The 26,316-nt window shown below is 40.8% G+C and carries 26 protein-coding genes and 1 riboswitch; of the genes, 4 read left to right on the plus strand and 22 right to left on the minus strand.

Going from position 1 to position 26,316, the window contains the following annotated elements:
* Positions 1–50: 50 nt before the first annotated feature.
* The 18 genes from UN64_RS12320 to UN64_RS12405 form a co-directional block, all read right to left on the minus strand.
* Positions 51–1,334, minus strand: coding sequence for a homoserine dehydrogenase (locus UN64_RS12320; protein ID WP_077363086.1), 1,284 nt, complete (start codon positions 1,332–1,334; stop codon positions 51–53).
* On the minus strand, positions 1,321–2,418 hold the full coding sequence (metX, locus tag UN64_RS12325; protein ID WP_077363088.1) for a homoserine O-acetyltransferase MetX: 1,098 nt from the start codon (positions 2,416–2,418) through the stop codon (positions 1,321–1,323). Before metX ends, UN64_RS12320 begins: the two co-directional genes overlap by 14 nt.
* A complete protein-coding gene (acsA, locus tag UN64_RS12330) occupies positions 2,396–4,087 on the minus strand; it encodes an acetate--CoA ligase (RefSeq protein WP_077363090.1) in 1,692 nt (563 codons plus the stop codon). Before acsA ends, metX begins: the two co-directional genes overlap by 23 nt.
* Positions 4,084–4,812: an ABC transporter ATP-binding protein gene (locus UN64_RS12335; RefSeq protein ID WP_077363092.1), complete on the minus strand. Its 729-nt coding sequence runs from the start codon at positions 4,810–4,812 to the stop codon at positions 4,084–4,086. Before UN64_RS12335 ends, acsA begins: the two co-directional genes overlap by 4 nt.
* A 15-nt stretch (positions 4,813–4,827) precedes the next feature.
* Positions 4,828–5,673: an ABC transporter permease gene (locus UN64_RS12340; protein WP_425590107.1), complete on the minus strand. Its 846-nt coding sequence runs from the start codon at positions 5,671–5,673 to the stop codon at positions 4,828–4,830.
* Between the two features lie 24 nt (positions 5,674–5,697).
* Positions 5,698–6,684, minus strand: coding sequence for an aliphatic sulfonate ABC transporter substrate-binding protein (locus UN64_RS12345; RefSeq protein WP_077363094.1), 987 nt, complete (start codon positions 6,682–6,684; stop codon positions 5,698–5,700).
* 45 nt (positions 6,685–6,729) lie between these two features.
* Positions 6,730–8,520: a PLP-dependent aspartate aminotransferase family protein gene (locus UN64_RS12350; RefSeq protein ID WP_077363096.1), complete on the minus strand. Its 1,791-nt coding sequence runs from the start codon at positions 8,518–8,520 to the stop codon at positions 6,730–6,732.
* Positions 8,521–8,700: 180 nt separating this feature from the next.
* A riboswitch (SAM riboswitch) is annotated at positions 8,701–8,816 on the minus strand.
* A 176-nt stretch (positions 8,817–8,992) separates the two neighbouring features.
* Complete coding sequence (locus UN64_RS12355; RefSeq protein WP_171978889.1) at positions 8,993–10,099, minus strand: hypothetical protein; 1,107 nt, start codon at positions 10,097–10,099, stop codon at positions 8,993–8,995.
* A gap of 213 nt (positions 10,100–10,312) precedes the next feature.
* On the minus strand, positions 10,313–10,960 hold the full coding sequence (locus UN64_RS12360; RefSeq protein ID WP_077363100.1) for a nitroreductase family protein: 648 nt from the start codon (positions 10,958–10,960) through the stop codon (positions 10,313–10,315).
* Positions 10,961–11,048: 88 nt separating this feature from the next.
* A complete protein-coding gene (locus UN64_RS12365; RefSeq protein WP_077363102.1) occupies positions 11,049–11,276 on the minus strand; it encodes a hypothetical protein in 228 nt (75 codons plus the stop codon).
* Positions 11,277–11,362: 86 nt separating this feature from the next.
* Entirely contained in the window at positions 11,363–11,884 is a 522-nt protein-coding gene (locus UN64_RS12370; RefSeq protein ID WP_077363104.1) for a hypothetical protein, read from the minus strand.
* 91 nt (positions 11,885–11,975) lie between these two features.
* A complete protein-coding gene (locus tag UN64_RS12375) occupies positions 11,976–12,599 on the minus strand; it encodes a phosphatase PAP2 family protein (protein ID WP_077363106.1) in 624 nt (207 codons plus the stop codon).
* A 108-nt stretch (positions 12,600–12,707) separates the two neighbouring features.
* Positions 12,708–13,139, minus strand: coding sequence for a general stress protein (locus tag UN64_RS12380; protein WP_077363108.1), 432 nt, complete (start codon positions 13,137–13,139; stop codon positions 12,708–12,710).
* 115 nt (positions 13,140–13,254) lie between these two features.
* Positions 13,255–14,121 carry a carbohydrate ABC transporter permease gene (locus UN64_RS12385; RefSeq protein ID WP_077363110.1) on the minus strand — a complete coding sequence of 289 codons (867 nt, stop codon included), beginning with the start codon at positions 14,119–14,121 and terminating at the stop codon, positions 13,255–13,257.
* The gene (locus UN64_RS12390) at positions 14,118–15,023 is read right to left on the minus strand and encodes a carbohydrate ABC transporter permease (RefSeq protein ID WP_077363775.1); all 906 of its coding nucleotides are present in this window, start codon (positions 15,021–15,023) and stop codon (positions 14,118–14,120) included. The genes UN64_RS12385 and UN64_RS12390 overlap by 4 nt, the downstream gene beginning before the upstream one ends.
* A 128-nt stretch (positions 15,024–15,151) precedes the next feature.
* Positions 15,152–16,459 (minus strand): ABC transporter substrate-binding protein, encoded by a 1,308-nt coding sequence (locus UN64_RS12395; RefSeq protein WP_077363112.1) that lies wholly within the window; start codon positions 16,457–16,459, stop codon positions 15,152–15,154.
* A 296-nt stretch (positions 16,460–16,755) separates the two neighbouring features.
* The gene (corA, locus tag UN64_RS12400) at positions 16,756–17,709 is read right to left on the minus strand and encodes a magnesium/cobalt transporter CorA (protein ID WP_077363114.1); all 954 of its coding nucleotides are present in this window, start codon (positions 17,707–17,709) and stop codon (positions 16,756–16,758) included.
* Between the two features lie 204 nt (positions 17,710–17,913).
* Entirely contained in the window at positions 17,914–18,741 is an 828-nt protein-coding gene (locus tag UN64_RS12405; RefSeq protein WP_077363116.1) for a VanW family protein, read from the minus strand.
* A 206-nt stretch (positions 18,742–18,947) separates the two neighbouring features.
* Between UN64_RS12405 and UN64_RS12410 the strand changes: the two genes are divergently transcribed.
* On the plus strand, positions 18,948–19,859 hold the full coding sequence (locus UN64_RS12410; protein WP_077363118.1) for a permease: 912 nt from the start codon (positions 18,948–18,950) through the stop codon (positions 19,857–19,859).
* 17 nt (positions 19,860–19,876) lie between these two features.
* Entirely contained in the window at positions 19,877–20,734 is an 858-nt protein-coding gene (locus UN64_RS12415; protein WP_077363119.1) for a TIGR03943 family putative permease subunit, read from the plus strand.
* 30 nt (positions 20,735–20,764) lie between these two features.
* On the opposite strand, the gene UN64_RS12420 is transcribed toward UN64_RS12415, so the two are convergent.
* Positions 20,765–21,475 (minus strand): vanadium-dependent haloperoxidase, encoded by a 711-nt coding sequence (locus UN64_RS12420; RefSeq protein WP_077363121.1) that lies wholly within the window; start codon positions 21,473–21,475, stop codon positions 20,765–20,767.
* A 205-nt stretch (positions 21,476–21,680) separates the two neighbouring features.
* On the opposite strand from UN64_RS12420, the gene UN64_RS12425 reads away from it, so the two are divergent.
* Complete coding sequence (locus UN64_RS12425; RefSeq protein ID WP_077363123.1) at positions 21,681–22,454, plus strand: class I SAM-dependent methyltransferase; 774 nt, start codon at positions 21,681–21,683, stop codon at positions 22,452–22,454.
* Positions 22,455–22,679: 225 nt separating this feature from the next.
* On the opposite strand, the gene UN64_RS12430 is transcribed toward UN64_RS12425, so the two are convergent.
* The 3 genes from UN64_RS12430 to UN64_RS12440 form a co-directional block, all read right to left on the minus strand.
* The gene (locus tag UN64_RS12430) at positions 22,680–23,612 is read right to left on the minus strand and encodes an ArsA family ATPase (RefSeq protein ID WP_077363125.1); all 933 of its coding nucleotides are present in this window, start codon (positions 23,610–23,612) and stop codon (positions 22,680–22,682) included.
* A gap of 11 nt (positions 23,613–23,623) precedes the next feature.
* Entirely contained in the window at positions 23,624–23,887 is a 264-nt protein-coding gene (locus UN64_RS12435; RefSeq protein ID WP_077363127.1) for a cory-CC-star protein, read from the minus strand.
* A gap of 68 nt (positions 23,888–23,955) precedes the next feature.
* A complete protein-coding gene (locus UN64_RS12440; protein ID WP_077363129.1) occupies positions 23,956–25,698 on the minus strand; it encodes a carbon starvation CstA family protein in 1,743 nt (580 codons plus the stop codon).
* A 243-nt stretch (positions 25,699–25,941) separates the two neighbouring features.
* On the opposite strand from UN64_RS12440, the gene UN64_RS21400 reads away from it, so the two are divergent.
* Positions 25,942–26,064, plus strand: coding sequence for a hypothetical protein (locus UN64_RS21400; RefSeq protein ID WP_264191238.1), 123 nt, complete (start codon positions 25,942–25,944; stop codon positions 26,062–26,064).
* Positions 26,065–26,316 lie beyond the last annotated feature (252 nt).

The raw sequence follows: 26,316 nt of genomic DNA on the forward strand, positions 1-26,316 counted from the left end.
CAGGAGCCACTCTGCAATGTTCTCAACATCCACTTGATGAAGCTGGCGCTTTAAAGATTAATCACTCTTTGAAGCACGAGATCTCGTTCTTCAACTTTTACTTCTGCTGGTTTCAATTTCCCTGCCACTTCATATACAACAAGATCAGAATTCGTTTTTAACGATTCAGCTGTTTTTTCCTCACATCTGATCAGTAAATAAACCAAGTCTCCTCTTACATCTTGTTTTAAAAGCTGAATATCATCTGAACCATTAAAACCTACGGATGGACCAATCACGGCGTATTCCCCTACGAATGAACCGACGACTGATTTCCTGCCCGAAGAATCAGCTTTTAAAACAGACTGCTTCTTCCTCGCAACAGATCCGCCTGAATGACCTTGAAGCACATACGTCAGGTCTTCAACCATCGCACTCGCCGTTGGGAGTTTGCCTGCTCCGGCACCTTGAACAGTCACTTTACCAGCAAGACTTGTTTCTACCATGATTGCGTTCTGAACATCTTCCACTCCGTATAGAGGATGTTCCGCATCAACGAGCACCGGCTTTACAGAAGCTGTGAAATGGCCGCGGTCACTTTTGATCCTCGCTAAATGCTTCACTTTAAAGCCCCAGCGGCTAAATACTTCAATCTGCTCAGACGAGACTTCAGTGATTCCTTTTCGCTCCACCTCATCCCAGTTTGGAGAACTTCCAAAAGATAATTCGCTAAGAATCATGAGCTTATAAAAGGCGTCAAATCCTTCTACATCATTAACCGGATCTGCTTCTGCATATCCGAGTTCCTGAGCCTTCCTTAACACCTCTTCAAACGTTAACCCTTTTTCACGCATATTTGACAAAATATAATTAGAAGTACCATTTAAAATAGCTTCGACCGAGAGAATATCGTTCACTTGCAAGAGCTGTGAAATGCTGCGGATAATCGGTGTTCCCCCAGCAGTCGTCGCTTCATAGCCAACAGAAACCCCCGCTTCCTCAGCCTTTTCAAGCAATGTTTTACCGTGTCTCGCAAACATCACTTTGTTGGCAGTGATAACGCGGCACCCTTTTTCAATGGCTTTGCTTAAATACGTGAACCCTGGCTCCTCTCCTACAATGGCTTCAAAAACAATCTGCAGATCTGGGATGTTCAATACTTCCTCAAAGTCAGTCGTGACTAGGATATGTTCATCAACATCCCGCTTTTTTGCACCATCTTTTACTAAGATGGCTTCGATAATGACTTCCTCACCCAGTACAGATTTCAGCTGTTCCCTGTGAGTTTTCAACGCTTCATAAACACCTTGCCCTACTGTTCCAAAACCAAGCAATGCCGCTTTAATAGGTGCCATATTGCAGCCTCCTTTCCTGATTCAATGCATTCTTTACATAAGGTCCCCACTTGTCGAACTCTACTAAGAAACCATCATGCCCAAAGTCTGTTTCAATCGAATAAAAAGTGCCATAACGAGTGTGTTTAACGAATGCTTCAATCACTTCAGGCGGATAAAGCAGGTCGCCTTCGTACCCGAAAGCATGGACTTCCGCTTGAATCTGTGAGGCTGCCCGTTTCCAGCCGCCAAGCTTATCGCCAATATCATAAGCATTCATCGCATATAGAAGGGTCAAATAACTATCCACATCAAATCGTTTCGTCAATTTTTCCCCTTGATAATTCAAATAAGAATCCACTTGAAAATATGGCTTTCCTTCAACATCTGTCTCACGTACTTCCCTTTGAAATCTTTCATTAAAAAGCTTCGGCTGACGGTATGTCAGAAGACCCGCCATTCTTGCAATCTCAAGACCTACTATTCTTTCTCCTTCAGCACGCCTGCCGCTTCTATAGACAGGATCATTTACAATCGCGTGAATGGCCATCCTGTTAAAACCTACACCATAATCATTCAGGAATGGCGTAGCTGCGAAAATGAATACTTTTTCCATAAAATAAGGATACTGAACGGCCCATTCCATCGCTTGCATGCCGCCAAGGGAACCTCCTAAAATAGCAAAAAGCCTTGGCACGCCTAAAACATCTAACGCCTGGCGCTGAGCACGAACCATGTCTCGTACCGTAACAAAGGGAAACGTTTTATGATAGGGCTTGCCGGTTTCCGGATTAACTTCAGCTGGCCCCGTTGAACCGCTGCATCCTCCAAGAACATTAAACGTAATAACCTGAAAAAGGGTTGTATCAATATATCCTTCGGGTCCGATCAGTCCTCTCCACCAGCCTGGCTCTTCTTCTGAACCGTATGCATGCTGATTTCCTGTAAGAGCATGACATAACAGGAGCACCGGTCCCTTCATATTTCCGGTTATCTCATATGCCAGCTCAGCATCAGTTATTACTTGGCCTGACTCTAAGGCAAAATCACCGATTCTCACCTTGCCGATTTTCCGGTTTGTTTCAAGCAAGTTTTTGCAGCTCACGGGCCTTCAGCTCTCTTCGTAAAATTTTTCCGCTGATCTTTGTTTTCGGGAGTTCCTCTACCACTTCGATCTCGCGCGGTGCTGCGTGCGCCGCAAGTTGCCCTCTAACATAGACACGGATCTCTTCTAACAGATCACTGCTCTGTGAATAGCCGTCTTTCAGCACGATAAAAGCTTTAACGATTTCTCCACGAATAGGATCAGGTTTCCCGATCACTCCTGCTTCCGCCACAGCTTCGTGCTCAATAAGTTTACTCTCAACTTCAAACGGACCGATTCTTTCACCTGATGAATTGATCATGTCGTCCGAACGTCCTTGGAAGAAGATATAGCCATCGTCATCACGGTAAGCAAGATCACCCGAAACGTACCAGTCACCCCATCCAAAATAAGATCTATACTTCTCAGCGTTCTGCCACACTTCTTTCATGATAGCCGGCCAAGGTGCCTTGATCGCTAAATGACCGACAGAAAACGGAGGCAGTTCTTTTCCTTCTTCATCTAAAACGGTTGCCGTAATACCTGGAAATGCTTTTCCCATCGATCCTGGCTTGATTGTTGCATTCGGCAGGTTCACGATAAGCTGCGCACCTGTTTCTGTCATCCACCATGTATCATGAATTCTTTTTCCAAGAATATTTTTGCCCCAATAAATAACCTCTGGATTTAATGGTTCACCTACACTCAGAATATGGCGCAGTTTCGATAGATCATATTGTTCAGGCAGCTTATTCCCTTTTGCCATAAGCATTCGAAAGGCAGTAGGAGCACTATACCAAACGGTTACGCCGGTATTTTGCAGCGTTTCATACCATTGCTCCGCTTTAAAACGTCCGCCGTGTACCACGATCGTTGCTCCATTTAAAAGAGGTGCGAATACTCCGTACACGGTTCCTGTAACCCAGCCTGGATGTGCCGTGCACCAGTAAACATCGTCTTCCTGAATATCAAGTACCCAGCGGCCGGTTAAATATTGCTGTGTCATTGCACGATGAGCGTGAATAATCCCTTTCGGCTTGCCTGTAGAGCCTGACGTATAGTGGATATTCAAACCATGTTCTGGATCGACCCACTCCACTAGGCTCTCAATATCTCCAACAGCTTTCACTTCATCTTTTAATGAGATCTCTCCATTTCTTCCAGCTCCATCTGTTAAAAAGACCGTATGAAGGCTCGGCAGCTCATTTCGTGGGACCCGCTTATAGAGGTCTTGATCTGTAATTAAAAAAGTTCCTTCACAATCTGCAATGCGGTCTCTTACAGCATCAGACATAAATGCTTCAAACAGCGGACCGACAACTGCTCCTAGTTTAATAGCTGCAAGCATGGCAATATGACAATCAGGATGTTTAGGCAGGAAGACAAATACGAAATCTCCTTTTTTTACACCATGCTTAGAAAGCACTGCTGCCCATTTATCTGTTGTTTTCTTTAGTTCCTCGTACGTGATTTTATATTCCTGTGAATCATCCAAGTAATGCAGAGCTGTCTTTTTTCCGCGCCCCTCTTCTACATGGCGGTCCACACATTCATAAGCCATGTTCGTCTTGCCATCATCTCTTCTGTTGAACCTTTCCGTTATGGTATCCCAAGAAAATGGTGCGTCATCTCTGTCAGTCACAACATTATAGGTCCCGCTTACAGGTTCAATGGCTGCTAGTTTTGTCATTGCTCGTCACCTGCTGCTTTCTTTTCAACATTTAATAGATTTAAAATATGCGCCTTCTGTTTTGAGAGATAAGCATCTCCACGCGTCCTCGGCTTTGGTTTCTCAACAGTTACTTCAGCAAAAACTTCTCCAGGCTGGCCTTTTAAGATGAAAATTCTATCACACAGGTAGAGAGCTTCATCGATATCATGAGTGACAAGAAGCATTGTCGTTTGCTTCTTTTGCCAGATTGATAGAAGGAGGTCCTGCAGCTGCATTTTTGTAAATGCGTCTAGTGCACTGAACGGTTCATCCAAAAGCAAAACTTCAGGATCTGTGATCAGCGCTCTTGCGATTGCTGTCCGCTGTGCCATTCCGCCAGAGAGATCTTTCGGATAATGATTGTCAAAGCCGGTTAATCCTACAAGGTCTAAATACGTTTGATATTTGTTTGATTTTCGTTCTTCTTTTTCTAGACCAAATGAGATGTTGTCTTTCACAGACAGCCATGGAAGAAGCCTTGGTTCCTGAAACATCATCCCGATATTGCTTTTTCCGTCATTTGAAGAAATCTTACCTTCGTAGTTCGAATCGAGTCCTGAAAGCACACGCAGCAGTGTACTTTTACCGCATCCGCTCGTGCCTAAGATTCCGATGATTTCACCCTTATCCACGGAAAAATTAATGTTCTGAAATCCAGCCTGGTTATTGTTAAACGTCCGTTTTAAACGGTTAATCTGAAGCATCTGTTTCCCCTCCTTCTACGCTTGGTTGCTTATGCTGTCCTGCCATTTAAGAGAACGATATTCAATCCATTTTAGAACCGAGTCTGTCACTTTCCCTAATAAGGCAAAAAGCAGGATACTGGCAATGACGGTATCTGGTGAATACGTGTTCTGACCGACGACTAGCAAATACCCTAATCCTTCACTTGCTCCCATCAGCTCAGCGGCGACAACGAACATCCAGCCTAGCCCGAGTCCGCTTCTCATTCCTGTAATAAAGGATGGCAATGCTGCTGGTAAAATAATGCGCTTCGTCAGCTGAAATGGAGATAGCTGATAAATCTTTCCTACTTCGATCAGCTTTCGGTCAACCCCTTGAATGCCTGCCACGATGTTCAAATACACCGGAAAAAACACGCCGACTGCAATCAAGGAAATCTTAGAAGGCTCTCCGATTCCCATCCATAAAATAAACAGTGGCACCCAAGCGAGAGAAGGAATGGAACGAACTGCTTGAAACAATGGATCCAGAAGCTGTTCAGCTGTTTTGGCATACCCGACGACGGCTCCAATCACAACCGCGGCTGCTGTACCAATCGCAAATCCTAAGAACACGCGTGTTAATGTAATTGAAACATGGCCGAACAGAGAACCATCTCTATACATGCTAATTATCTTTTCTAAAATAACGCTTGGTGCCGGAAGCAGGTGCGGCGCCAGCAATCCAGCTTTCGCAGCCAGCTCCCAAGCTATAAGCAGGACGACCGGCAGGATAGAACCAAGAACAATTCCGCGCCCTTTTTTGAATAAACCTTTTGGAGAAGAGAGCTTAGCAGCTGCTGCTCTATCGCCCGCTTTCCATTTTTGTGTTTCTGAAATCACTGGCACTTCCTCCTTCCTTCTGTGTTATTTATTGATTACTTTTTCAGCAAACTTAGGGTTGATCAATTCTTTTACGAGTTTCTGGATGTCAGTATCCTTTTTGACAATCTCTTCTGTCTGAAGTACTTCGCCTGCAGCCGATATAGCTTTTTCGTGCTGTGATCCTGGAACAGGTTCCGAGAAGTTATTTCGTTCGAGTTGTTTTTTAGCGACATCTTCTTTAATCCCCGCCTCTTCAGATAAAAGTTTTGCTGCTTCCTCTGGATTTTCAAGTGTCCACTTTCTTGCTTTTTCGTAAAGCTCAATCACTTGTTCCACTTGCTTCGGATGATTCTTAGCAAACTCTGATCGGACATTCAGCGTTCCATACGTATTAAAATCCGGATTGCGGTAAATATATTTTCCGCCAGATTCTAACTCTGTTCTTGCCATGTGCGGATCAAGTCCCGCCCAAGCATCAACTTGACCTTTGATCAGAGCGTTCGCACCATCAGCATGCTGAAGGTTTACGATCTGTACATCTTTTGCTGAAAGTCCAGCCTCACTCAGTGCACGCAATAAAAAGATGTGAGGATCTGTTCCAAATGTTGCGGCTACCTTTTTTCCTTTAAGGTCTTTTACATCCTTAATCGTGTTTCCGTCCTTCGAAACTAGTGCTGTCCATTCCGGCTGTGAATAGATGTAGACAGATTCGATCGGTGCACCTTTATCTTTTGCGATAAGTGCAGCTGCTCCGGCCGTGGAACCAAAGTCCACGCTGTCGGAATTCAGGAATTCCAACGCTTTATTGCTTCCCTGACTCTGCACCCACTCTACTTCAATGCCTTCTTTTTTAAAGGTTTCTTCTGCCCAGCCAAACTTTTTTAGTGCCAGACTTGTCGGTGAATAGAACGCGTAATCCAATCTGATCTTTTCTGGTTTTTCTCCTTCTTTTGCTGAGCTTGAGCAGCCCGCCAATAATAGTACAGCTGCTAAACTAACGAGCAGCGTTCCTCTCCACCAATTTTTCATTTCAATTTCCCTCCACTTTTGTTATCTCTATTTGTCTATTTCTATTTACACTTCACACGCATATGTTGCTATCGTACCTCTTAAACGCTGCGCCTCTTTATATGTGCAGCGGTTATGGACAACGTCTATTCCTGCTTCTTTTGCGATCCTCGCCGCTTCCGGTGAGATGACTCCTTCTTGAAGCCAGAATACTTTTGGCTGAGTGATCGCAGCTTCTTTCGCAAGCTCGATCGCTGCTTCAGGACTTCTAAACACTTGAACCACATCGATTGGGAACGGAATAGACTTTAGATCTGGATAAGCTTTTTCATCAAGTACTTCCGTTTCTCTCGGATTTACCGGTACGATCTTATAGCCAAGACGCTGCATTTTTCGAGCAAGTCTGTGGCTCGGTCTTGCCGGATTGGAACTTAACCCGACGATTGCAAGTGTCTTTGGCCGCTGAATCTCCTGGCCGTTTTCAACTGCTCTGTATAGTGACGACTGCAATGCCCAGCGGATTACACCTTCATCGTTAATCGTGATCTCTCTATTTTCCGATTCAATTCCCGTTGCCGCCTGAATCGCGCGGTCCAGATCGTTCGTTAAATCTTTTACCGATTCGAGGCCGATGGATAAGCGGATCAGTTCCTCAGTTACTCCAGTAGCTTTTAATTCCTCACCACTTAACTGCTGATGAGTGGTAGAAGCAGGATGGATTATGAGTGACTTTGCATCACCGACGTTTGCTACATGCGACCAAAGTGAAATGTTGTTGATCACTTTACGACCTGCGTCGCGTCCGCCTTTTATTCCGAAGTTTACGATCGAACCGAAACCGTTGCTTAAATATTTTTTAGCCAGCTCATGACTTGGGTGTGCTTCAAGGCCAGGGTAGGATACCCAATCGACCGCTGGATGTTTTTCGAGATATTCTGCCACCTCTTGTGCATTTTTCGCATGTTTTTCAACTCGAAGGTGCAGCGTTTCTAGTCCCTGTAAAAGTAGAAATGCATTATGAGGACTTAAGCATGCACCGAAATCTCGTAAAAGCTGAACGCGAAGTTTTGTAGCGAATGCGAGTGTTCCAAAATCTGTCGCATATCTTAACCCGTTGTAGCTTCTGTCGGGCTCAGTGAATCCTGGGAATTTTTCAGTGTTCCAATTAAAGCGTCCACCGTCAACGACCACACCGCCGATCGCTGTACCATGCCCGCCGATCCATTTTGTCGCTGAATGGATAACAATATCCGCTCCCCAGCTTAATGGCTTAGTCACATATGGCGTTGCGAACGTATTATCGATTAACAGCGGCACTCCGTTTTCGTGTGCAATATCAGCTACAGCCTCAATATCTAGTACGTTCAAACTAGGATTTCCAATTGTTTCAGCAAAGAACGCTTTCGTATTCGGAGTAACTGCTTTTCTAAAATTCTCCGGATCCTCTGCATCAACAAACTTTACGTTAATTCCGTATTTCGGAAGAGTGATAGAAAATAGGTTGTAAGTACCTCCATAAAGGTTTGTTGCCGCTACTATTTCATCTCCCGCATGTGCAATGTTTAAGATAGCGAGTGCGATAGCCGACATCCCGGAAGAAGTTGCCACTGCGGCCACCCCGTCTTCAAGAAGTGCTACTCTTTTTTCAAATACGTCAACTGTTGGGTTACCGATTCTGCTATAGATATTCCCTGGCTCATCTAGTGCAAATAAGCTTTGTGCATGATCCGTATCCGAAAAAACGTAAGACGTTGTTTGGTAGATTGGCACCGCCCTTGAACCGGTGGTTGGATCAGGCGCTTGCCCCCCGTGTAGTAGCAATGTTTCAATATCGTATCCATCAAAAGATTTTGTCATTTTACTCTCTCCTTTTTTGTTTAAGTTGATAAAATCTATAGGTAAACTAGGGATAAAGGTTATAACTTTTCCCTTAAACGGTATACAATTTTAAAAATGAAATAATTGACATGAAGTTGTTTTGAAGGTTAGAAGAGGAAAAAAGAAAAATCCCCTTCCTAAGAAGAGGATTTTGGCCTCCTCTTATCTGTCAGATCGAAAATGATCTGTAGGAATTGGCACCTTTCCAAACCAAATGTGGTTTGTTGGTTGCCGGGCTTCATCGGGCCTAGTCCCTCCGCCTCTCTGGATAAGAGATATCAAATTATGTTTAACACATTAACGTGTTGATGTTTTTATTGTTCTTGAATAGGATTATAGAGCATTCGGTTTTTAAAAGTCAACCGTTTTTTGAAAACTTTTAAAAGTCATACAAAAAGCTTATCGTTCAACTGTCAGTTTTCAAATTAAGAATATGCCTATGCTATGCGTGTTATGCCAACTTTGTTCCGCTTTTTTCATCTTCCCATTGAAATTCTTCTATTCTTTTAACAAGTACAGGAATTCTGTTGGCGATTGCAGCTTTTTCTCCGTAACGAATTTTTTGTTCTAACGTCATGTCAGAATGCAAGACTTTTTGCAAAAAAGCAGTTAAGCTTGTCAGTTTAATAAATTCCTCTTGTTTCACCCGTCTTCTTACAGTAGCATCACCATTACAATAGCCTTCCATAAATCCATCAGCTATCGTTTGCAGCTTTTCCTCAAAACGGTCAAACTGATGCTTAGCGTAACGAGGTGAATTAAAAAATGCAGGATACAGTGTGTGATAATTGTTTATAAAGTTGCCCGCTAAAGAATCTCCGCAATATAAAAGCGGAACAGGATCGATAAGACTTACCCTTCCATCTGTATGAAGCAATATATTTTCAGGAGAGGTATCCTGATTTGTAAGTACGATGTTTGATTCATCAATCTCCCTATTATTCATACATTCTTCTAAATGAGTAATTGCAGATGGGAGAATCGGCTGATCATAGTTTTGGATGAACTCTCTAAAATCGCTTAAGTACTCTTCGTTCTCTTCCTTCATAAAATCAGTGACACTGGACTGAAACTGTCCTTCAACGGCTGTACCATTCCATTTCAAGTATCCGAATCCCTTTAAGCCGTGCTGGGCCATGTTCATATTTCGGAAAAACTCACCCATTTCTGCACCAGCCTGAAATGCTTCCATGAACGTAAAGCTCTCAAGTTTTATCGCTTTTCCAGCATAGGATTCAACGGTAAACGTCTTATCTTTTTCAACATGATAATGAAAAAACTCCGGACAGATACCAGGTTTCACGCTGTTTGCCAGTGTGTAATAGGCTTTCGTACCTGCGTATTCTGCAAGACTTGCCGCCTCGTCAAATTCTACTTTCCTGCCGTATGCTTCCTGCTTAGGAAACCTTACAACAACAGCTTCTTTATCACGTAGCTGAATAAGATATGCCTGATGCCATGCGCCTTCACCTAAGTATTGAACCTGAGTGGTATCTTTAAGAGATTCAAGACCGCTCTTTTGCAGCGCAAAGTCTATTAAATCAAATGTTTCTTTCATAGATGTTCCTCTTTCTTTATTCATCATACTTTTATCCTGCATATATTCGCTAAATGTCGAAAAAAATCCTTTTTCCACATTTTTCTGATGAAAATATGGCTCATAAATCTCAGATGGCGCTCGTTCAGCGAGGATAAATCCTCTTGAACGAGCACAAATAAAGAAAAACCGGCTACTCCAGGTCAATAACTAACCCAAATAGCCGGTTTCATATTAATCTACATACGTTACAATCTCTTCAACTGCTTTACGAGCCAGTTTTTTCGGCTGGTCCTGCGGATGGCCGAGTGAAATTACCATGTTGATCTGCTTCTGAGCAGGAATATCTAAATATTCACGGATGCCATCCTGTGCTAATAAAACAGGACCAGTCATGGGACATGATCCCAAGCCGCGCGCATGGGCTGCAAGCATTAAATTCTGAATGGCAAGACAGCTGCTCTTGATGCCCTCTTCTTCCCAAACGGACTCTTCTGCAAGCTCGATCGGATCAAAGATTTTTTCACGGAACTTTGATTCATACGGAGTGGCTAAACAGATGATTAAAACGGGAGCTCCCGAGAACGCAGTAGCATAAGGGCCGAATGAACGTGTCAGCAGTTTCGCTTCCTTCGTCTTTCCGTTCTCTTCTGCTTTTGCCGCTAGTTTATGAATGGCATCCCACGTCATTTCTTCAATCTTTTTCACTTTATCTCTATTACGGATCACAATAAATTCCCATGTCTGCGAGTTTGTGTCACTAGGTGCATATCGGGCACAATCCATGATTTCGTATAGATCTTCCTCAGAAACACCTTCATCTGTAAACTTACGCACGCTTCTTCTGCCGTGTACAATTTCTTTAAAATCTTCGTATTTCATGTTTGTCTCCTCTGACACAATTAATAGTTAACTACTCGTATTATACAAAAGATTGGAATGACCTACAAAAAACGATAAAAAACAGTGCTTATTTCGCACTGTTTTTAGGAGCTGATGCTTTACTTTTATTACCCTTAATCCTTAACCCGACAGCGATTAGAGAAGCTCCTAATAAAACACTGACGATGTAAAGTGAATCCGTATTAAAGCTGCCTTGTTGAACCACTGCTTTGTCTGCTTGGTTACCAATAAAAAATGTGCTGACAAGAACTATTACGCCAGCTGTGATAAACCCTGCCTTGATCCATGGTTTCATATTTAAAACCACCTTTTCCCTTTTACATTTAACTTATTCGAGGGAAAAAACAGAATACCTTTTACAACAAAAACAAATCCTTTGAACTAGTTCGCTTTAGCGAAGTTCATTTTTTCTTCTACAAATGACCGTACTTCCTCTTCTGCCTTTTTCTTAATAATAAATTCAACATAACGGCTTCCTGTATGAAAACGGACAAGCCCCCAGCTTGGATACCCTGGGTTCTCTGCTTGCAGACCCGTTATCCATTCAACAGAATCAACCTGTCTCCACTCATAAAAATGTTTCGCAGACACGATTCCGTTTTTACCAATAGCACCGCGCAAAATTTGTGTAAAGTACAAAAAAATAAGCATTAAAATCAAACTAAGCATCATGATGTTTACAATTAAAGATAATTTCAAGAAACTAAATCCTTGAGTGATAATAGCAAAAATAACAATCTCATTCGTCCAAAAGTTTTTTTGCGTATATTCACCGCTATAAGATAATCCATACACCGGCACTGATTTCTTTTTATCTCGTATGTTCTTTATAAAATAAAAAATGGCAATTCCAATACCAGCAGTGATCACAATGGCAAACACAATATCTAATATCAATCCCATGTCTACCTCCCCTTTTGTCTCTCTACTTTATATTAACGGTTTAAGAATGGAAAAAGTTTCAATATGAACAAAAAAACGCTGAAACAAAAAATCAGCGTTTAAAGAACCATTTGTATGTTTTTATGCTCAGCAGGTTTAGGAATAAACCACCTGCCAGTCCAGCAACCATATCTAGAATATAGTGGATTCCCAGCTTTACACGGCTGACTCCAATCATAATCAAAAAAATAAATGATACGAAAAGCGCCCACAAATTTCTCCACATTCCTGATAAAAAGAGCAATAATCCATAAAATCCTGCAGCATTCATTGTATGTGCACTTGGGTAGCCATACTTGCTTGCTTTTATTAACCTCTCCCATTCAGGAGGCTTTCTTTTAAACAACTGTTTAAAAAGTGCATTCAACATTCGTATACCAATCACATTAAAAAGGATTAATCTGCTCTTGTCCCGATTCCCTGTTTTTTGATAGCTGAAGAACAGCATCAGCCCAAGTGGAACTGTGAAAAATCCTGAACTGAGACGGGAGAAAAACACCATTAAAGGATTTGATAAAGTGCCCGAATCATAGATTGAACGACTCCACCTTTTATCCAAGGTGCGGTAAGGTTCTTGATTCCTGATTAACGTAAAAAAAGCAAAAAATCCACCCGTAAACACCAGCCCTAGTAAAGGAAGCAGTGTATAACTTGTTCTCTTTTTCCGCCGTAACATATAGCATCACCCTGCTTAGGTCAAAGTTTGAGTTTATTTTCTCCCTTCACTTGTTTTCTATTCAAATAAAAAAAAGCGCCCCCTCAGGGCGCTCTGTCTATCCATCATCTATTTATGTTCGACCATCACGATGATTTTCCCGTCTTCTAAATCCTGCATATAACGTTCTGCATCATCTTCTGAAACATCCATTTTCACAAGAATTTCTTTCATATCGTTTTCCCCGTCATCAAACATCGATGCAAAAGGTCCTGCAGCAAGCAATGGACCTATTCCTGGAACACCAAGCCCTGGGACGGCAATTCCGCCGCCGATTCCTGTTAAGAAGCCTGCGATCGTGCCATATGTAGCACTATCCATATCATCATCCAGCACTTTTTCTTCATTTACATGCGTTTCATCTGCCACATTGTCAACGATCTCATCATCTTTAGCTACAATTGAAATTTCTGAAGCTTTGTAGCCTTTTTCAACAAGTGCTTTAATCGCCCCAACTGCCTCTTCTTCTCTTGCATATGTACCGATAATATCTTTTTTCATCTGTTTTCCCTCCAAACGGGTTCTTTACAAGTAGGTTCCCCTGTTCAGAGGGTTTTAAACAGCACTGACACTGGTTCTTCTGTATATCAAACATATAAGAATTCCACTTACTAATTTATCCTTTTGTTCCAGAAGTTATATTGGAACCTTCAATAAAGTATTTTTGAAAGAAAAAGAAAATAAGAACTATAGGCAACAGAACCATTACAGATGCAGCCATTAAATAATGCCACTGAGTTTGTACGGTTCCTTTAAAAGTTTGAAGACCAATCTGTAAGGTATATAATTTTTCATCATTTATATACAATAGAGGACCTAAAAAATCATTCCATGCCCCATTGAACGAAAGAATAGCGATGGTGATAACAGCTGGCTTCATTAAAGGCATTGCTATCTTCCACCAGATTTGAAAATGATTAGCACCGTCGATTTTTGCAGCTTCAATCATTTCATTAGGCAGAGTCATAAAAAATTGTCTTAATAGAAAGATAAAAAATGCGTTGCCCAGAAAAGCTGGTACGATCAGAGGAAGATACGTATTGACCCACCCTAGATTTGAAAAAAGCATATATTGCGGTATAAGAAGAACAAAGCCCGGTATCAGCATGGATGAGAGGACAATCAAAAATAATATATTTTTCCCTCTAAATCTTATCTTGGCAAAGCCGTATGCTACTAATGAATTTACTAGTACACTGCCGATCACTACGAAAAACGTAATAAAACTAGTATTCATTGCCCACCTCGTAAATGGAGCAGTACTCCAAGCTTCTATGTAATTGCTCCAACGAAACTGATCTGGTAAAAATGAAGGAGGAAATTGAGCGATTTCTTCAGGCGTTTTCAAAGATGTAGAAATCATCCAGATAATAGGTGACAAAATGACAAGACTGCCTGCAAAAAGAATCAAGGAAACAAGTGATTTTTTTATGAGTTTACGAAAGAACTTCTTTTGATAAAACGGTATTGCACCTGTGCTCACTTCTCATCCCCTCCATCATAATAAACCCATTTTTTACCTAATTTTAGATTCAAAACGGTTAAAATCATTACAATTACAAACAATACCCAAGCCATTGAAGATGCGTATCCCATGTTGAACATTTCAAACGCGTTATTCCACATGTGCAGGTTATAGAAAAGAAGAGAGTTTATTGGTCCCCCGTCCCCGTTTTCCGTCATCACATAAGCCTCCTGGAAAATTTGAAATCCTCCAATCAAGCTGGTGACTACATCAAAAAAGATAACGGGTGTGATCATCGGGATCGTAATATAGAAAAACTTCTGAAGCGATCCAGCACCATCTATATCAGCAGCTTCATACATTGTTTTTGGAACGCCTTGTAAGCTTGCCAAATAGAGCAGCATTCCGCCACCAACACTCCAAAGCTTCATGAGGATAAGAGCAGGTTTAGTCCAATCAGGATTGAAAAGCCAAGCAGGACCTTTAATTCCAAACCACGATAGAGCCGTGTTCACAAGACCTGTTGATGGACTTAAGAGTTGCATCCAAAGCAAGTAGACCGCGACCCCAGAAAGTACTGCTGGCAAATAATAAAGTGTCCTATACCACTTCATGCCAGGTACTCGCTGATTAAGAAGAACCGCTAATAATATCGCACCTGCTGTTGTAACCGGGACAGAAAAAAGAACATAGTAAAGTGTATTCCACAATGAGGTCCAGAACAGCTGATCTGCAGTAAACATGCGTTTATAATTTTCCAATCCGATAAATTCCATCTCTGAAGTAATGTTGTAATTCGTAAAACTTGTATATAAAGAAAACAACAATGGACCAAGCATTAGAAATAGAAAACCTATGATCCATGGAGCGATAAATAAATATCCGGATAGCTCTTCTCTTAATCTTAAAGAACGGATCATATGGCGGTTTTTTGCTTTTACCTTTTGGCTTTTTTTACTTATCTTTTTCTTTTTTTTATTCGCATAGACCGTCTCCATCTCAAAACCCCCTTCATACTTAAACAAGGGAGGCATAGCTCCCTTGATCTCTACTGATCTATACTTTGCTTTACAGATTTCTCAGCTTCTTTAAGAGCCTCTTCTGCTTTTCTTTCCCCTAGGAGTACAGCATCAATTGTTGGATTGATCTTGGATTGATAATCTGGTGCATTTACTGGAACAGGATGCAATTTCGTTACCTCCATATTTTTAACTGTTGCTCCATATACTTCTTTATCTTTTCCTTCAAGCAATGACTGTGCTTTTTCAGCGGCTTTAATATTTGCTACATTATCAAAGTTTTCTGTTGCCCAGTATGTTTGTGCTTCTGTATCAGTTAAGTACTCAATAAACTTCCATGCTTCATCCGGATTCTTTGAACCTTTTGGAATTTCAGCAACGAATCCTCCTCCTTGACTCCAATTCTTCTCATTTTTAGAAACCGCAGGAATAGGTGCCACGCCAAAATCCATATCTTTTCCATAGTCTCTAATTTGTGTGTAGAAAGTGCCTACATCGATCATCATAGCAACTTTACCTGCAATAAAAGGATTTGATTGTTCACTTCCAAAGTCTGCTTTGTAAGCATTAATATTTTCATTGCCTATACGATCGTTCCAACTTTTGATCCAATTCAGCGCTTTTACTTTTTCTTTTGTCGCGATTGCCACATCACCATCTTTGTCGATGTAACCCTCACCATTATCAGCATTCATCATCCAGCTTTCAGGTCCAAAAGAACCCCAGAGCGGATAAAATCCTATACGTTCATATTTACCTCCATCTTTTTTATCCAGTTTTTTTGCATAGGCTTCTAGTTCTTCCCATGTTTCAGGAGGTTTGTTTGGGTCAAGCCCCGCTTCTTTAAAAGCTTTTTTATTATAAAATAATAATCGCGTATCAGTATTGAAAGGTACTGCATATGGGTCACCTTCATATTCGACAGTTTTCCAAAGTTCCGGATAGAACTTGTTTTTAAAATCAGCATTATTTATGTACTTCGACAGATTCTCTGCTTGGTTATTTTTCGCTCTATGGGAAACAGAATTAATATCATTTATAATGACATCTGGTGGATTCCCTGCTGCAATCGCTGCAAGATTCTTTGTCCAAATATCTCCCCATGGCAAAAAGGTATGTTTAATAAAGACCTTATCTTGGGAAGCATTATAATCATCTACTATTTTTTCAATTATGGGCCTTCTTGTCTCTGAACCCCAAAAAGTCCAAAAATCTACAATTATTTTTCCATCCTTTGTCTTTCTTGGTTCGGCACCCTCCCCGTTAGAGTTAGAGCAACCCGCTAGTAACCCCATTACAAGCATAAAAAGTGTTAACCATAATAAAATTTTTTTCATCGTTTACCCCCGGTGTAATATTATTTAATAGTAATAATTCCGTTCCCTTGCTTTAATAGACTAAAACTAGTCCGAAAGTAGCGACCGAAAAACAAACGCAGTAAAAAAAACACAAATTTTTGAATAACAAGATCTTTTTACTATAAAAAATGACAATAAGCAGGTTATAAAAACCCGCTTATTGTCAAATACAGTACACTTATATGAATTTTTTTAAATATTTCAATATACTGATTTAGTCCTATATCTTTTGTATAGTTTTGGAATAAAAATATTTTTCTTTACGTATTCTCTATTTAATCCTGCTCAAACCAGCCTTTTTTCTTAAACCATAAAGACATCATAACTCCTAATAAAATCATAATACCTAGTACATAAAAGTACCCATTTTCTGATTTCAGTTCTGGCATATTAACGAAGTTCATTCCATAGAGACCCGCGATAAAAGTTAAAGGCATGAAGATTGTCGTAATGACCGTTAATGTTTTCATGATGTTGTTCATGCGGTATGAGTTAAGAGATATATAGTTGTCGCGGATATCTGATGTCATCTCACGGGCAGAAGTCATCATATCCGTTAATCTTAAAAGATGGTCGTAAATATCATGAAAGTAGGACCTTTCATCTGCATCAAGTCCAACGCGCTTTGACTCCAGGATTCGATAAAGAAGTTCCCGCATAGGTACCACAGTCTTTCGTAATGAAAGAAGATCAGTACGAATATCAAAAATCTGGTTGATCAGCTTAGGTGCTTCATCATCCTCGTTGCTTTCAATCGAAATAACGCGCTCTTCAAGTCTGTGCATGATCGGAAAATACATATCTACAAGCTTGTCCATTAATTTATGAATAAGTTCATTTTTTCCTAGTTCAGGCGGAACCACCTTCAAACCTTTCAAATAGTTCCACACAAAATCAATTTCAGGAACTTCAGTTTTATGAAAGGTGACCACCATATTTTTCGTTGTGAAGAAATCTACTTCGGTTGCTTCCAATGTTTTTTCATCCAGTGCATGAACAACATAAAACAAATGTTCTTCGTAAAATTCTACTTTTGGTCTTTGCAAGTTATTAACGCAGTCTTCTACTGCCAGAGGGTGAAAATCAAAAAATGAGCGCAGCAGGTTCGTTTCTTCTTTTACCGGGCTGTCAAAGTCAACCCAAACCCAGTCTGCCTGGATTTCCTCCAAGCGTTCTAATGGCGGATTTATGATTACTTTTTGATCAACTACCGCTAACGTGCGAATCATAGGCAGCCCTTCTCTCTTCTCTTTTTATTATCATTACCCTTTTTGTCGTAATCATTGAGCATTCATTTACAATAATGCAGGAGAAAGTGATTTTCAAGAAAAGAGTAAAAACGAAAAATGGGCATTGAACTGCACCTTTAATTACCTAATTATGCATTTATAATCTTAAAAAACCTTAGCCTGTTGTTTTCGGTTAAGGCAATTTTATGCTTCTTTCTGAGAAGCTTCTAATAAAGGTTCATACATCATGATTGCATGGTTTTCTGTCACATATTCATCGTCGATCTGCCGTTTTTGCCGGTTAAATACTTTACGGTGAATGAGGTTGTGGCGTAAATAGCCTCCCCAATATGCAGGTGTAATCCAATGTTCTTTCTCATACACTTCGTAGCTTTGTAAGGGCTCCTGCTCTGACCGCCATTCACCCACTAAGTGTGTCTCAGTTAAATACAGATGAAGCTGATAGGTTACCTCAGTATGGTTAGTGATCTGCAGATCCAAGTAATTATAGGCACATGTCGCTCCGCTTCCAAACGGCTGTGTTCTTTTGGAATCTGGAAACACATCATAACTGTGCCGATGACGTTCGGTAACTGTTAACGGTGTATGAAGCGTCATCCAGTAAATCAGATTGGAAAGCTGACAGAGTCCTCCCCCAGTTCCTTTCTTGAACTTCCCATAAAAAAGCACCATTCCATCAACATATCCTTTTGCTTTGGTTATTGTCCCAATACCTTTCCAATACGAAAAGGTTTCTCCTGGTTTTACTACCATCCCATTTAAACACTGTATCGCGATTTTAAGATTCTTTACCTTATTATGCTGATACCACATTTCAACATCTTTAAGCTTACGAAGAAGAATGGTTTGATGTGTAAAACTGACAAAAGGCAGTTTTTCATTATTTATGGTTTTTGCGTATTTTTTCTTATCTGTATACCATTCTAGAAATCTCTTAAACGTATAATACTTTTTGCCTAGCGAAATTCGAAATGCAGATCTTTGCTTAGGACGCAGTTCAAAATGGTTCATCCTGTTAACCCCTTTTACTCGATTTCATCGCGGGAAATAAATTGTATGGGGACAGTCCCCATTTCCCATTTTATTCTAATTCTTCATTTACCATTTATTTTCCTTTGATTTTTGAGTTATAGTGTATATGCTGTAATTGGATTATTATCTTTATGAAGTTTATATTTATATGAGTTAAAGAAGTTACGAGTTTGGAGGATTTTAGGATGCTCGACAAAACGTTTTTACAGATGAATACCGTATTTATTAGCATCCTCATTGAAGCACTTCCTTTTGTTCTAATAGGAGTGCTCATTGCCGGTGTTATACAAATGTTTGTTACCGAAGAAATGGTGGCACGCATCATGCCGAAAAATAAAGTGCTGGCTGTGTTATTTGCAGCTTTTTTAGGTGCGATATTCCCTGCCTGTGAATGCGGCATTGTCCCCATCACGCGCAGATTGATCGCAAAAGGTGTACCTGTTTTTGCAGCGATTCCATTTATGCTTACAGGTCCAATCATTAATCCTGTTGTCTTATTTTCTACTTTTGTTGCTTTCGGAAATCAATGGGACGTGATGATTTATAGAGGCGGACTCGCGATGGTTGTTGCTGTACTAGTTGGATTTCTTCTCGCCGTTCAATTTAAGAATGCAAAAGTACTTAAAAACGAAATCCATCATTTGTCCACGAACCCAGCAGCTAACGAAACCGCTGCAGCGATCGAAACCCAGCCTGTTTCATTTTTCAACAAACTTAAAGGGACATTCGTACATGCGGTTGAAGAATTTTTCTCAGTTGGAAAGTACCTCGTTATCGGTGCTTTAATTGCAGCAGGAATGCAGACGTACGTGAAGACATCTACACTTTTAGCGATCGGACAAGGTGAAGTGTCATCATCCCTTGTTATGATGGGGTTAGCTTTCGTACTATCGCTTTGTTCTGAAGCGGATGCATTTATTGCTTCCTCATTTCAAAGTACCTTTACAATCGGTTCCATCGTGGCATTTTTAGTCTACGGACCGATGCTTGATATTAAAAACGTGCTTATGATGCTCGCTGCTTTTAAGAAGAAATTAGTTCTAAGCCTTATTGGATATATATCTGTGCTTGTATTAATCGGATCATTATTCTTATAAAAAGGAGGTGCCATTACATGATACGCATCCTTATTTTAATCGGATTTACCTTTTTGTTTATGCATCTGCATGCCACAGGTGATATAAGCAAATACATTAACATGAAATATTCATATATCTCTTTTTCAGCTATTTTTATCTTAGGTTTTCTGACGCTTGTCCAGTTCTATATTTACGGAAAAAGCGAAGACGATGATTATCAGCATGACGAAACATGCGCTTTGGATTGCGGCCACGATCATCACAAAAAACCGTCACGATTAAAAAATATGACGGTAAACAGCATTCTGATTTTCCCAATCATATCAGGGTTATTTTTTCCTATCGCTTCTCTTGACTCAGAGACTGTTAAAACAAAAGGATTTCACTTTAAAGGTCTCGAGAACGAAGGTGATTTTGGAGAGCATCAGTTTTTAAAACCTGACACTAGCGTGTATTACGGGAAAGAAAGCTACAACACCATAATGGATAAAGAGTTAAGGCCTTTTACAAAAGGCGAAAAAGTCGTGCTAAATGATAAGAACTATTTAAAAGGAATAGAAAGCATCTATTACAAGCCGGGAATTTTCCTTGGAAAGAATGTTCAGTTTAAGGGCTTTACTTATAACGCTGAGGATCAATCAAAAACGAAAAGCAATGAACTCTTTCTCCTTCGTTTTGGAGTGATTCATTGTATTGCAGATTCTGGGGTCTTCGGCATGATGGTCGAATTCCCAAAAGGGACTACATTCAAGAACGACAAGTGGATCGAAGTCGATGGCACCATTGAAACGATGTATTATCAGCCCTTTAAGGCGGATATCCCTTATGTAAAAGTAAAAAGCTGGAGGAAAATCGACAAGCCTGAAGAAGAATATGTTTATAGAGGATATTAATAAAACCGGACCGCTGCGTCCGGTTTTTCTTCATATATTTTGCGATTTTATGAGGTTAACGACAATCTGCCCGAGCTGTCTGCCTAGCCTAAGCCCCTCATCGTTATCGACTTTAAAGTGTACCCCTGCATAAAGACGGGACATCGCGCACTCTTCCATCATTTGATTGATCCGAAATCGTTCTTGAGGAAAATAATGAATCAGTATTATTTCTGAGCATCCAGCCATAACAGCATGTGCTGAAGGATAACCTGGAAAGCGGGGTGTGAACAAAATCGGCACTAAATTGCGGTCATATTGACAAGGACGCGCCACATCCCAAAGATATTTAAAGTGCCATGCCATTACAAAAGCATCATTAATAGCCGCGTGATAAAAACCTAAAAACCTGGCAGCATTGGTTGAGGCAACACCATACGTTTCCATCATGTTATAGATGACTGGTATTAATTGCTTGCTGACCTCTCCTGTTCCCCAGCTTTGTGCGATTCGAATCTGCTGAGGGGTAATATTTTGAAGTGTTTGCTTGACTATGATTAGCTCACTTTCCCAATTTACCGTATTCGGGTTTTTGATGTTCCACTGAATGGTTTGGCCAAATGGATCTATAAAATCTTGACCTCTTCTTGCTACAAAAAACATAGGCCACGATCCTGCTTCAGGTGTAACAGCATTCATTGGGGGATATAGTTCTCCTGGATAAGGAATTTGGGACCACCTTAAGTAATCTCTCTCGCTCATTTTACCTCCCCCTCAGCAGTTATTCATCTTCCCATCCTATGCAGGGAGGCAAATCCTTTAGAACAGAAGGCAAAATGAACGAATTATCAAAAAGGGGGTCTGACCCGGGTCAGACCCCCTACAATTTAGACACAATTCACTCTAGGCAACGAGACTTAAATTTGGTATCATTTTCCTTAAATCTCTCGAGAAGGGCTGATCATACATGAATGCTCTTAAACAATCGTTTAATTCTGTTGCCTCATCCTATGAAAAATATCGTCCACATTACCCTGATCAACTCTATAAAGATATTATTCAATACGCTAATTTACAGCCAGATGATCACCTACTGGAAATCGGCTGCGGAACTGGAAAAGCAACGGAAGGATTTATTGGACAAGGCTTTACGAACATTATATGTATCGAATATGGCGAGAACCTTGCAAAGCTCACTCATAACAAGTTTTCAGCATATCCGAACGTTAAAATCGTTCATTCAGCTTTCGAGGACTGGAAAGCAACGGATCAGTATAATCTTGCCTTCTCTGGCACCGCTTTTCACTTCATTTCAGCTGAAATCGGATATCCAAAAACAGCTTCTCTATTAAAGGAAGACGGAGTGTCTGCCTTCTTTTGGTTCGCTCACATTGCTTCCAACGAACCTGTTTATCAATCTATAAGAAGCGTCTACCAAGAGCATGCATCGCATCTAGATGACAGCAGCATACCTTCTATAGAAGAATTCATTAAGGAACGAAGCGATCTCACCCTGCAATCCGGTCACTTTCATCAATTACAAGTCCATACATACAAATGGGATCAAATCTACACACCACAAGACTATATCGGACTATTAAACACACATTCCGGGCACCAAGTGCTTCCTCAAGAGCAAAAGGATAACTTATTTAGTGGAATTGAGAAAGCGATTCTGAAACATGGAGAAACAATCACTAAAAAGCACACTGTCGCCTTATTTTTAGCAAGAAAAAAGTAACTTAACCCCGCCTAAAAACACAATTTCTAATTCGAGCAGAACGATTAAATTAAAAAGCAGTATAATCACATAAATATCACAGCGAATCACATAAAAAACCAGCTCCATCATAGAAAAATTACCCTTCATCACATATTTCACCAATTACATCCAATTTCTGTCCTCCTCAAATGAACCCACAAAGAAGAACCAGCGTCAGACTCAAAATCCGCACGCTGGTTCCTATTACACATTCTGCAATTTAACCGTTTCAAGAAAACGGCTGTACTCTTCTAATCCATCTCTTGTGGCAATGTCATGATCAAACATCGGTACATAGACTTTGTCCGTATCTTTAAACATTTGTTTAATTTCCTCAAGATACGGTCGCTCTGCTTCTTTACGGTTCCGCATGAATGAACCTTCTACATCCTCTGGTATCACTTTGTTCACAATGATCTTGCTTACTGAGATGCCATGTTCTTTTAAGGTATTCACGGCACTTGCGGTCTCCAGTATCGGTAGCCTCTCAGGGTTCAGAACCATCATATACGTTACTTTTTCCTTATCAACGATTAATTCTCTTACCATACTAAACTTCTGCCTTCTGGCTTGCAGCACATCATAGATTGGATCTTCTCTTGTTTCACCGTCGTACAAAAGCTGTGTGTAATTGTCCTGTACCTTTTTACGTTTCTCCAACAACCCGTCCATCCAGACTCCCATGAATTCCGGTAAAAGCAGAAGTCTCAACGTATGCCCGGTCGGCGCAGTATCGAACACAACTGCATCATAATCCTTGCTGTCCTCCAGCAAAATTGAGGTCATCTTATCAAATACAGCCGCTTCTGCAGCACCGGGTGATTTACCTGCTAGATCCAGCTGGCGGTGAACCTCTTCAAGCATCGTCACTTTGACCAGCCCTTTAATATTTTGCTTCACCTGAGCCATGTACGTTATGGCCTCTTGGTCTGAGTCAATTTCAATCAGATCCAGATTTGGTGCTACCTGTGTTTTTCCCGTAACCTTTTTCATATGAAAAAGGTCACCCGTGTTATGTGCCGGGTCAGTTGAAACGAGCAATGTCCGTTTCCCTTCTCTTGCACACATTACTGCAAATGCAGAAGCCGTTGTACTTTTACCAACTCCGCCTTTTCCTCCAATAAAATATACCCTCATCGTTATCTCTCCTAACAGCAGCGAATTCCTTCTAAAGGTGATTTATCCATCCCCATCCTTACATGCCAATCGTGAAATTTATCGAGAAGCAGCGGATACAGTTCAAGTGTGTAATAATAGGCAGGGTTTGGGATCCCAAGCATTTCTGATACACATAAAAGCATGAACAGATCCTCTTCATCTCTTAATTCTCTTGCTATCTCGGCGCGGTGCGGCTGCTTCAAAATTTGGTCATACAAATCTACCGCGGCTTTTAATTTTTCTACAAAAGTCATGATGCCTGCTGCCTCCTTCTTGAAAAGAAAGTAGAGACTATCAAAATAGCCTCTACTCTACTCCTTATTTACATATCTGTAGATAATGGTTCAACCGTCTTTTTTCTAAATGTAGATAGTGCTTCTAAGATGATCCAGAGCGTAAAGCCTAAAATCAAGCTTCCGAAGATAAAGAGCAGCATGTTCGCATCGTTATCTCCCATACCAGACCACGTGAAGACTACCTGCTGAATCATTGCCCAAAGTGTCATGAAGAACACGAACAACATCGGGATCAGTGTTACCATGTAATTTCGGCCAAGGCGTTTCAGCCAGATCGTGATAAGTAATAAGCTTATTCCTGCTAACAGCTGGTTGCTTGTTCCGAACAATGGCCATAACAGATATCCTCCTGATCCAAAACCGTTCGGACCTTGCGGAAGAATAACAAGTGCTGTTGAAGACACAGCTGCAATGGATGTTGCAACGTGCTTCTTTTCTAAAGATGGCATGTTGTATTCAACACCAAGTTCTGAAATGATGTAACGCATCAAACGAAAAGATGTGTCTAGTGATGTTGCAGCAAAACTTACGATGATAACCGCAACAATCGTAGCAGCGATATCTGCCGGGATCCAAAGTCCTGTAGCGAGTTGAGCTGCCCCTTGAATGAAAGCTCCGAGACCGCCTGAACTCGCAGCAGCAAAGCTGTTGTAAGTTGCTAAAAAGTCACCTTGAGTAGCAAAAACCGTTGATACAGCAATGATTGCAATCAATGCAAGCGTACCTTCACCAACAGCACCTGCATAACCAACAAAGCGTGCATCTGTTTCTTTATCAAGCTGTTTAGATGTTGTTCCTGAAGATACGAGACCGTGGAATCCTGAGATCGCACCACAGGCAATTGTGATAAATAGTAATGGGAACCAAGGAACATCTCCTGCAGCAGCGTTCACAGCTGGAGCTGTAATTTTAGGCTGTAGGAAAACAAGTCCTAAGTAAAGCATTACTAAACCTACTACTAATTGGTGGGAGTTGATGTAATCACGCGGCTGCAGAAGCTTCCACACCGGAAGAACGGATGAAATGTAGCAGTACACCATCAAAATAACGATCCAGATTAAGAATGATGACCCAACTGCTCCTAGACCAAATACTCCAGCAGCTCCTTCACCGCCAAAATACTTCACAAGATCGATTTGCAGAAATGAAACTTTACTTGAAAGGATAGCTGTTCCATACATGATCACTAGCGCAATAATAGACGGAACAAGCATTTCTTTCTTATTTTTATAAACTGCATAACCAATCCAAACCGCAAGTGGAATCTCGATAAAGATCGGCAGTACACTTGCTGGGAACTTAATAAACAGATTTGAAATTACCCAAGCAAATACAGCGTTAACCATTAACATCAAGATAAGAATAATGAATAAGAACATAACCTTTGCACGTTTACCGATGATCGTGCTTGTAATCGATCCTACCGACTGTCCTTTATGTCTTGCCGATAGTACAAGCGTACCGAAATCATGAATACCTGCAGCAAATACCGTACCAAGAATGACCCATAAAAATGCAGGCAGCCAGCCCCAATACAAGGCAATGGCAGGACCTACAATCGGTGAAGCCCCTGCTACGGATGAAAAGTGGTGCCCCCAGAGTACAAATTTGTTCGTTGGAACGAAATCCACCCCATCGTTGTACTTGTGTGCCGGTGTTACATAATTCGGGTCCAGCTTATAGATTTTTTCAGCTACAAACTTGGAGTAATACTTGTACCCGAACGCAAATACTGCCATCCCAATAATGGCTAACCAAATAGAATTCATCTTTGATAACCCCCTCCTTATGACCTGGTCTTACATCTAAATGATAATTGAAAGCGTTCACACTAGTCAATATATTCTGAATATTTACTTTTAAATTAGCCCAAGTATTTATACATCCATTGTCCTGCTATTTGCTTTTGGATTAATTATCTAGGGAACGAGTACTATTGTTTCGACATTTTGGAGGATTTTTATCGATTAGGCGAGAAATATGGAGAAAACAAAGAAAGGAGGAAAAGGAAAATGAGTGAAGTGATTATTCGAAATCTGGTAAGACGTCATTTCACCAAGAAAAACATCCAAGACCCCCAATTGCAACAGCTGCTCGTTCACTTTCTTCTTTCAGTCAGGAAAGAAAGAAATTAGATAAAAGTTTCAGCATGACTCAGCAATAATAACTTAACAATCATTTATTACAGAGCATCTGCTTATTCAGGTGCTCTTTTTGTTGTACGTAAAGGCTGTTTTTGCAAATTTTGCTGGTTTTGGAAGGGATTGATTTCCGTTCCAGGTATTCGCTTTCCGCTGGGCAGGCGGCGAGCCACATTCGTAACGTTTCACTTTTAAGTGTCTCACCTGCCCGCCTGTCCCGCAGGAGTCTCACACCTTACACTCCAA

The organism is Fictibacillus arsenicus, assembly GCF_001999465.1.
GTDB classification, from domain to species: domain Bacteria; phylum Bacillota; class Bacilli; order Bacillales; family Fictibacillaceae; genus Fictibacillus; species Fictibacillus arsenicus.

What these genes read in the sequence shown, in the direction of transcription:
- UN64_RS12405 (WP_077363116.1), bottom strand. Translation starts at nt 18,741, where the DNA reads ATGAACCATTTTGAACTGCGTCCTAAGCAAAGATCTGCATTTCGAATT.
- UN64_RS12345 (WP_077363094.1), bottom strand. Translation starts at nt 6,684, where the DNA reads ATGAAAAATTGGTGGAGAGGAACGCTGCTCGTTAGTTTAGCAGCTGTA.
- UN64_RS12430 (WP_077363125.1), bottom strand. Translation starts at nt 23,612, where the DNA reads ATGAGGGTATATTTTATTGGAGGAAAAGGCGGAGTTGGTAAAAGTACA.
- UN64_RS12395 (WP_077363112.1), bottom strand. Translation starts at nt 16,459, where the DNA reads ATGAAAAAAATTTTATTATGGTTAACACTTTTTATGCTTGTAATGGGG.
- UN64_RS12375 (WP_077363106.1), bottom strand. Translation starts at nt 12,599, where the DNA reads ATGTTACGGCGGAAAAAGAGAACAAGTTATACACTGCTTCCTTTACTA.
- UN64_RS21400 (WP_264191238.1), top strand. Translation starts at nt 25,942, where the DNA reads ATGAGTGAAGTGATTATTCGAAATCTGGTAAGACGTCATTTCACCAAG.
- corA (WP_077363114.1), bottom strand. Translation starts at nt 17,709, where the DNA reads ATGATTCGCACGTTAGCGGTAGTTGATCAAAAAGTAATCATAAATCCG.
- acsA (WP_077363090.1), bottom strand. Translation starts at nt 4,087, where the DNA reads ATGACAAAACTAGCAGCCATTGAACCTGTAAGCGGGACCTATAATGTT.
- UN64_RS12370 (WP_077363104.1), bottom strand. Translation starts at nt 11,884, where the DNA reads ATGGGATTGATATTAGATATTGTGTTTGCCATTGTGATCACTGCTGGT.
- UN64_RS12440 (WP_077363129.1), bottom strand. Translation starts at nt 25,698, where the DNA reads ATGAATTCTATTTGGTTAGCCATTATTGGGATGGCAGTATTTGCGTTC.
- UN64_RS12320 (WP_077363086.1), bottom strand. Translation starts at nt 1,334, where the DNA reads ATGGCACCTATTAAAGCGGCATTGCTTGGTTTTGGAACAGTAGGGCAA.
- UN64_RS12355 (WP_171978889.1), bottom strand. Translation starts at nt 10,099, where the DNA reads ATGAAAGAAACATTTGATTTAATAGACTTTGCGCTGCAAAAGAGCGGT.
- UN64_RS12390 (WP_077363775.1), bottom strand. Translation starts at nt 15,023, where the DNA reads ATGATCCGTTCTTTAAGATTAAGAGAAGAGCTATCCGGATATTTATTT.
- UN64_RS12420 (WP_077363121.1), bottom strand. Translation starts at nt 21,475, where the DNA reads ATGAGCGAGAGAGATTACTTAAGGTGGTCCCAAATTCCTTATCCAGGA.
- UN64_RS12360 (WP_077363100.1), bottom strand. Translation starts at nt 10,960, where the DNA reads ATGAAATACGAAGATTTTAAAGAAATTGTACACGGCAGAAGAAGCGTG.
- UN64_RS12415 (WP_077363119.1), top strand. Translation starts at nt 19,877, where the DNA reads ATGATACGCATCCTTATTTTAATCGGATTTACCTTTTTGTTTATGCAT.
- UN64_RS12335 (WP_077363092.1), bottom strand. Translation starts at nt 4,812, where the DNA reads ATGCTTCAGATTAACCGTTTAAAACGGACGTTTAACAATAACCAGGCT.
- UN64_RS12350 (WP_077363096.1), bottom strand. Translation starts at nt 8,520, where the DNA reads ATGACAAAATCTTTTGATGGATACGATATTGAAACATTGCTACTACAC.
- UN64_RS12365 (WP_077363102.1), bottom strand. Translation starts at nt 11,276, where the DNA reads ATGAAACCATGGATCAAGGCAGGGTTTATCACAGCTGGCGTAATAGTT.
- UN64_RS12380 (WP_077363108.1), bottom strand. Translation starts at nt 13,139, where the DNA reads ATGAAAAAAGATATTATCGGTACATATGCAAGAGAAGAAGAGGCAGTT.
- UN64_RS12410 (WP_077363118.1), top strand. Translation starts at nt 18,948, where the DNA reads ATGCTCGACAAAACGTTTTTACAGATGAATACCGTATTTATTAGCATC.
- UN64_RS12425 (WP_077363123.1), top strand. Translation starts at nt 21,681, where the DNA reads ATGAATGCTCTTAAACAATCGTTTAATTCTGTTGCCTCATCCTATGAA.
- UN64_RS12435 (WP_077363127.1), bottom strand. Translation starts at nt 23,887, where the DNA reads ATGACTTTTGTAGAAAAATTAAAAGCCGCGGTAGATTTGTATGACCAA.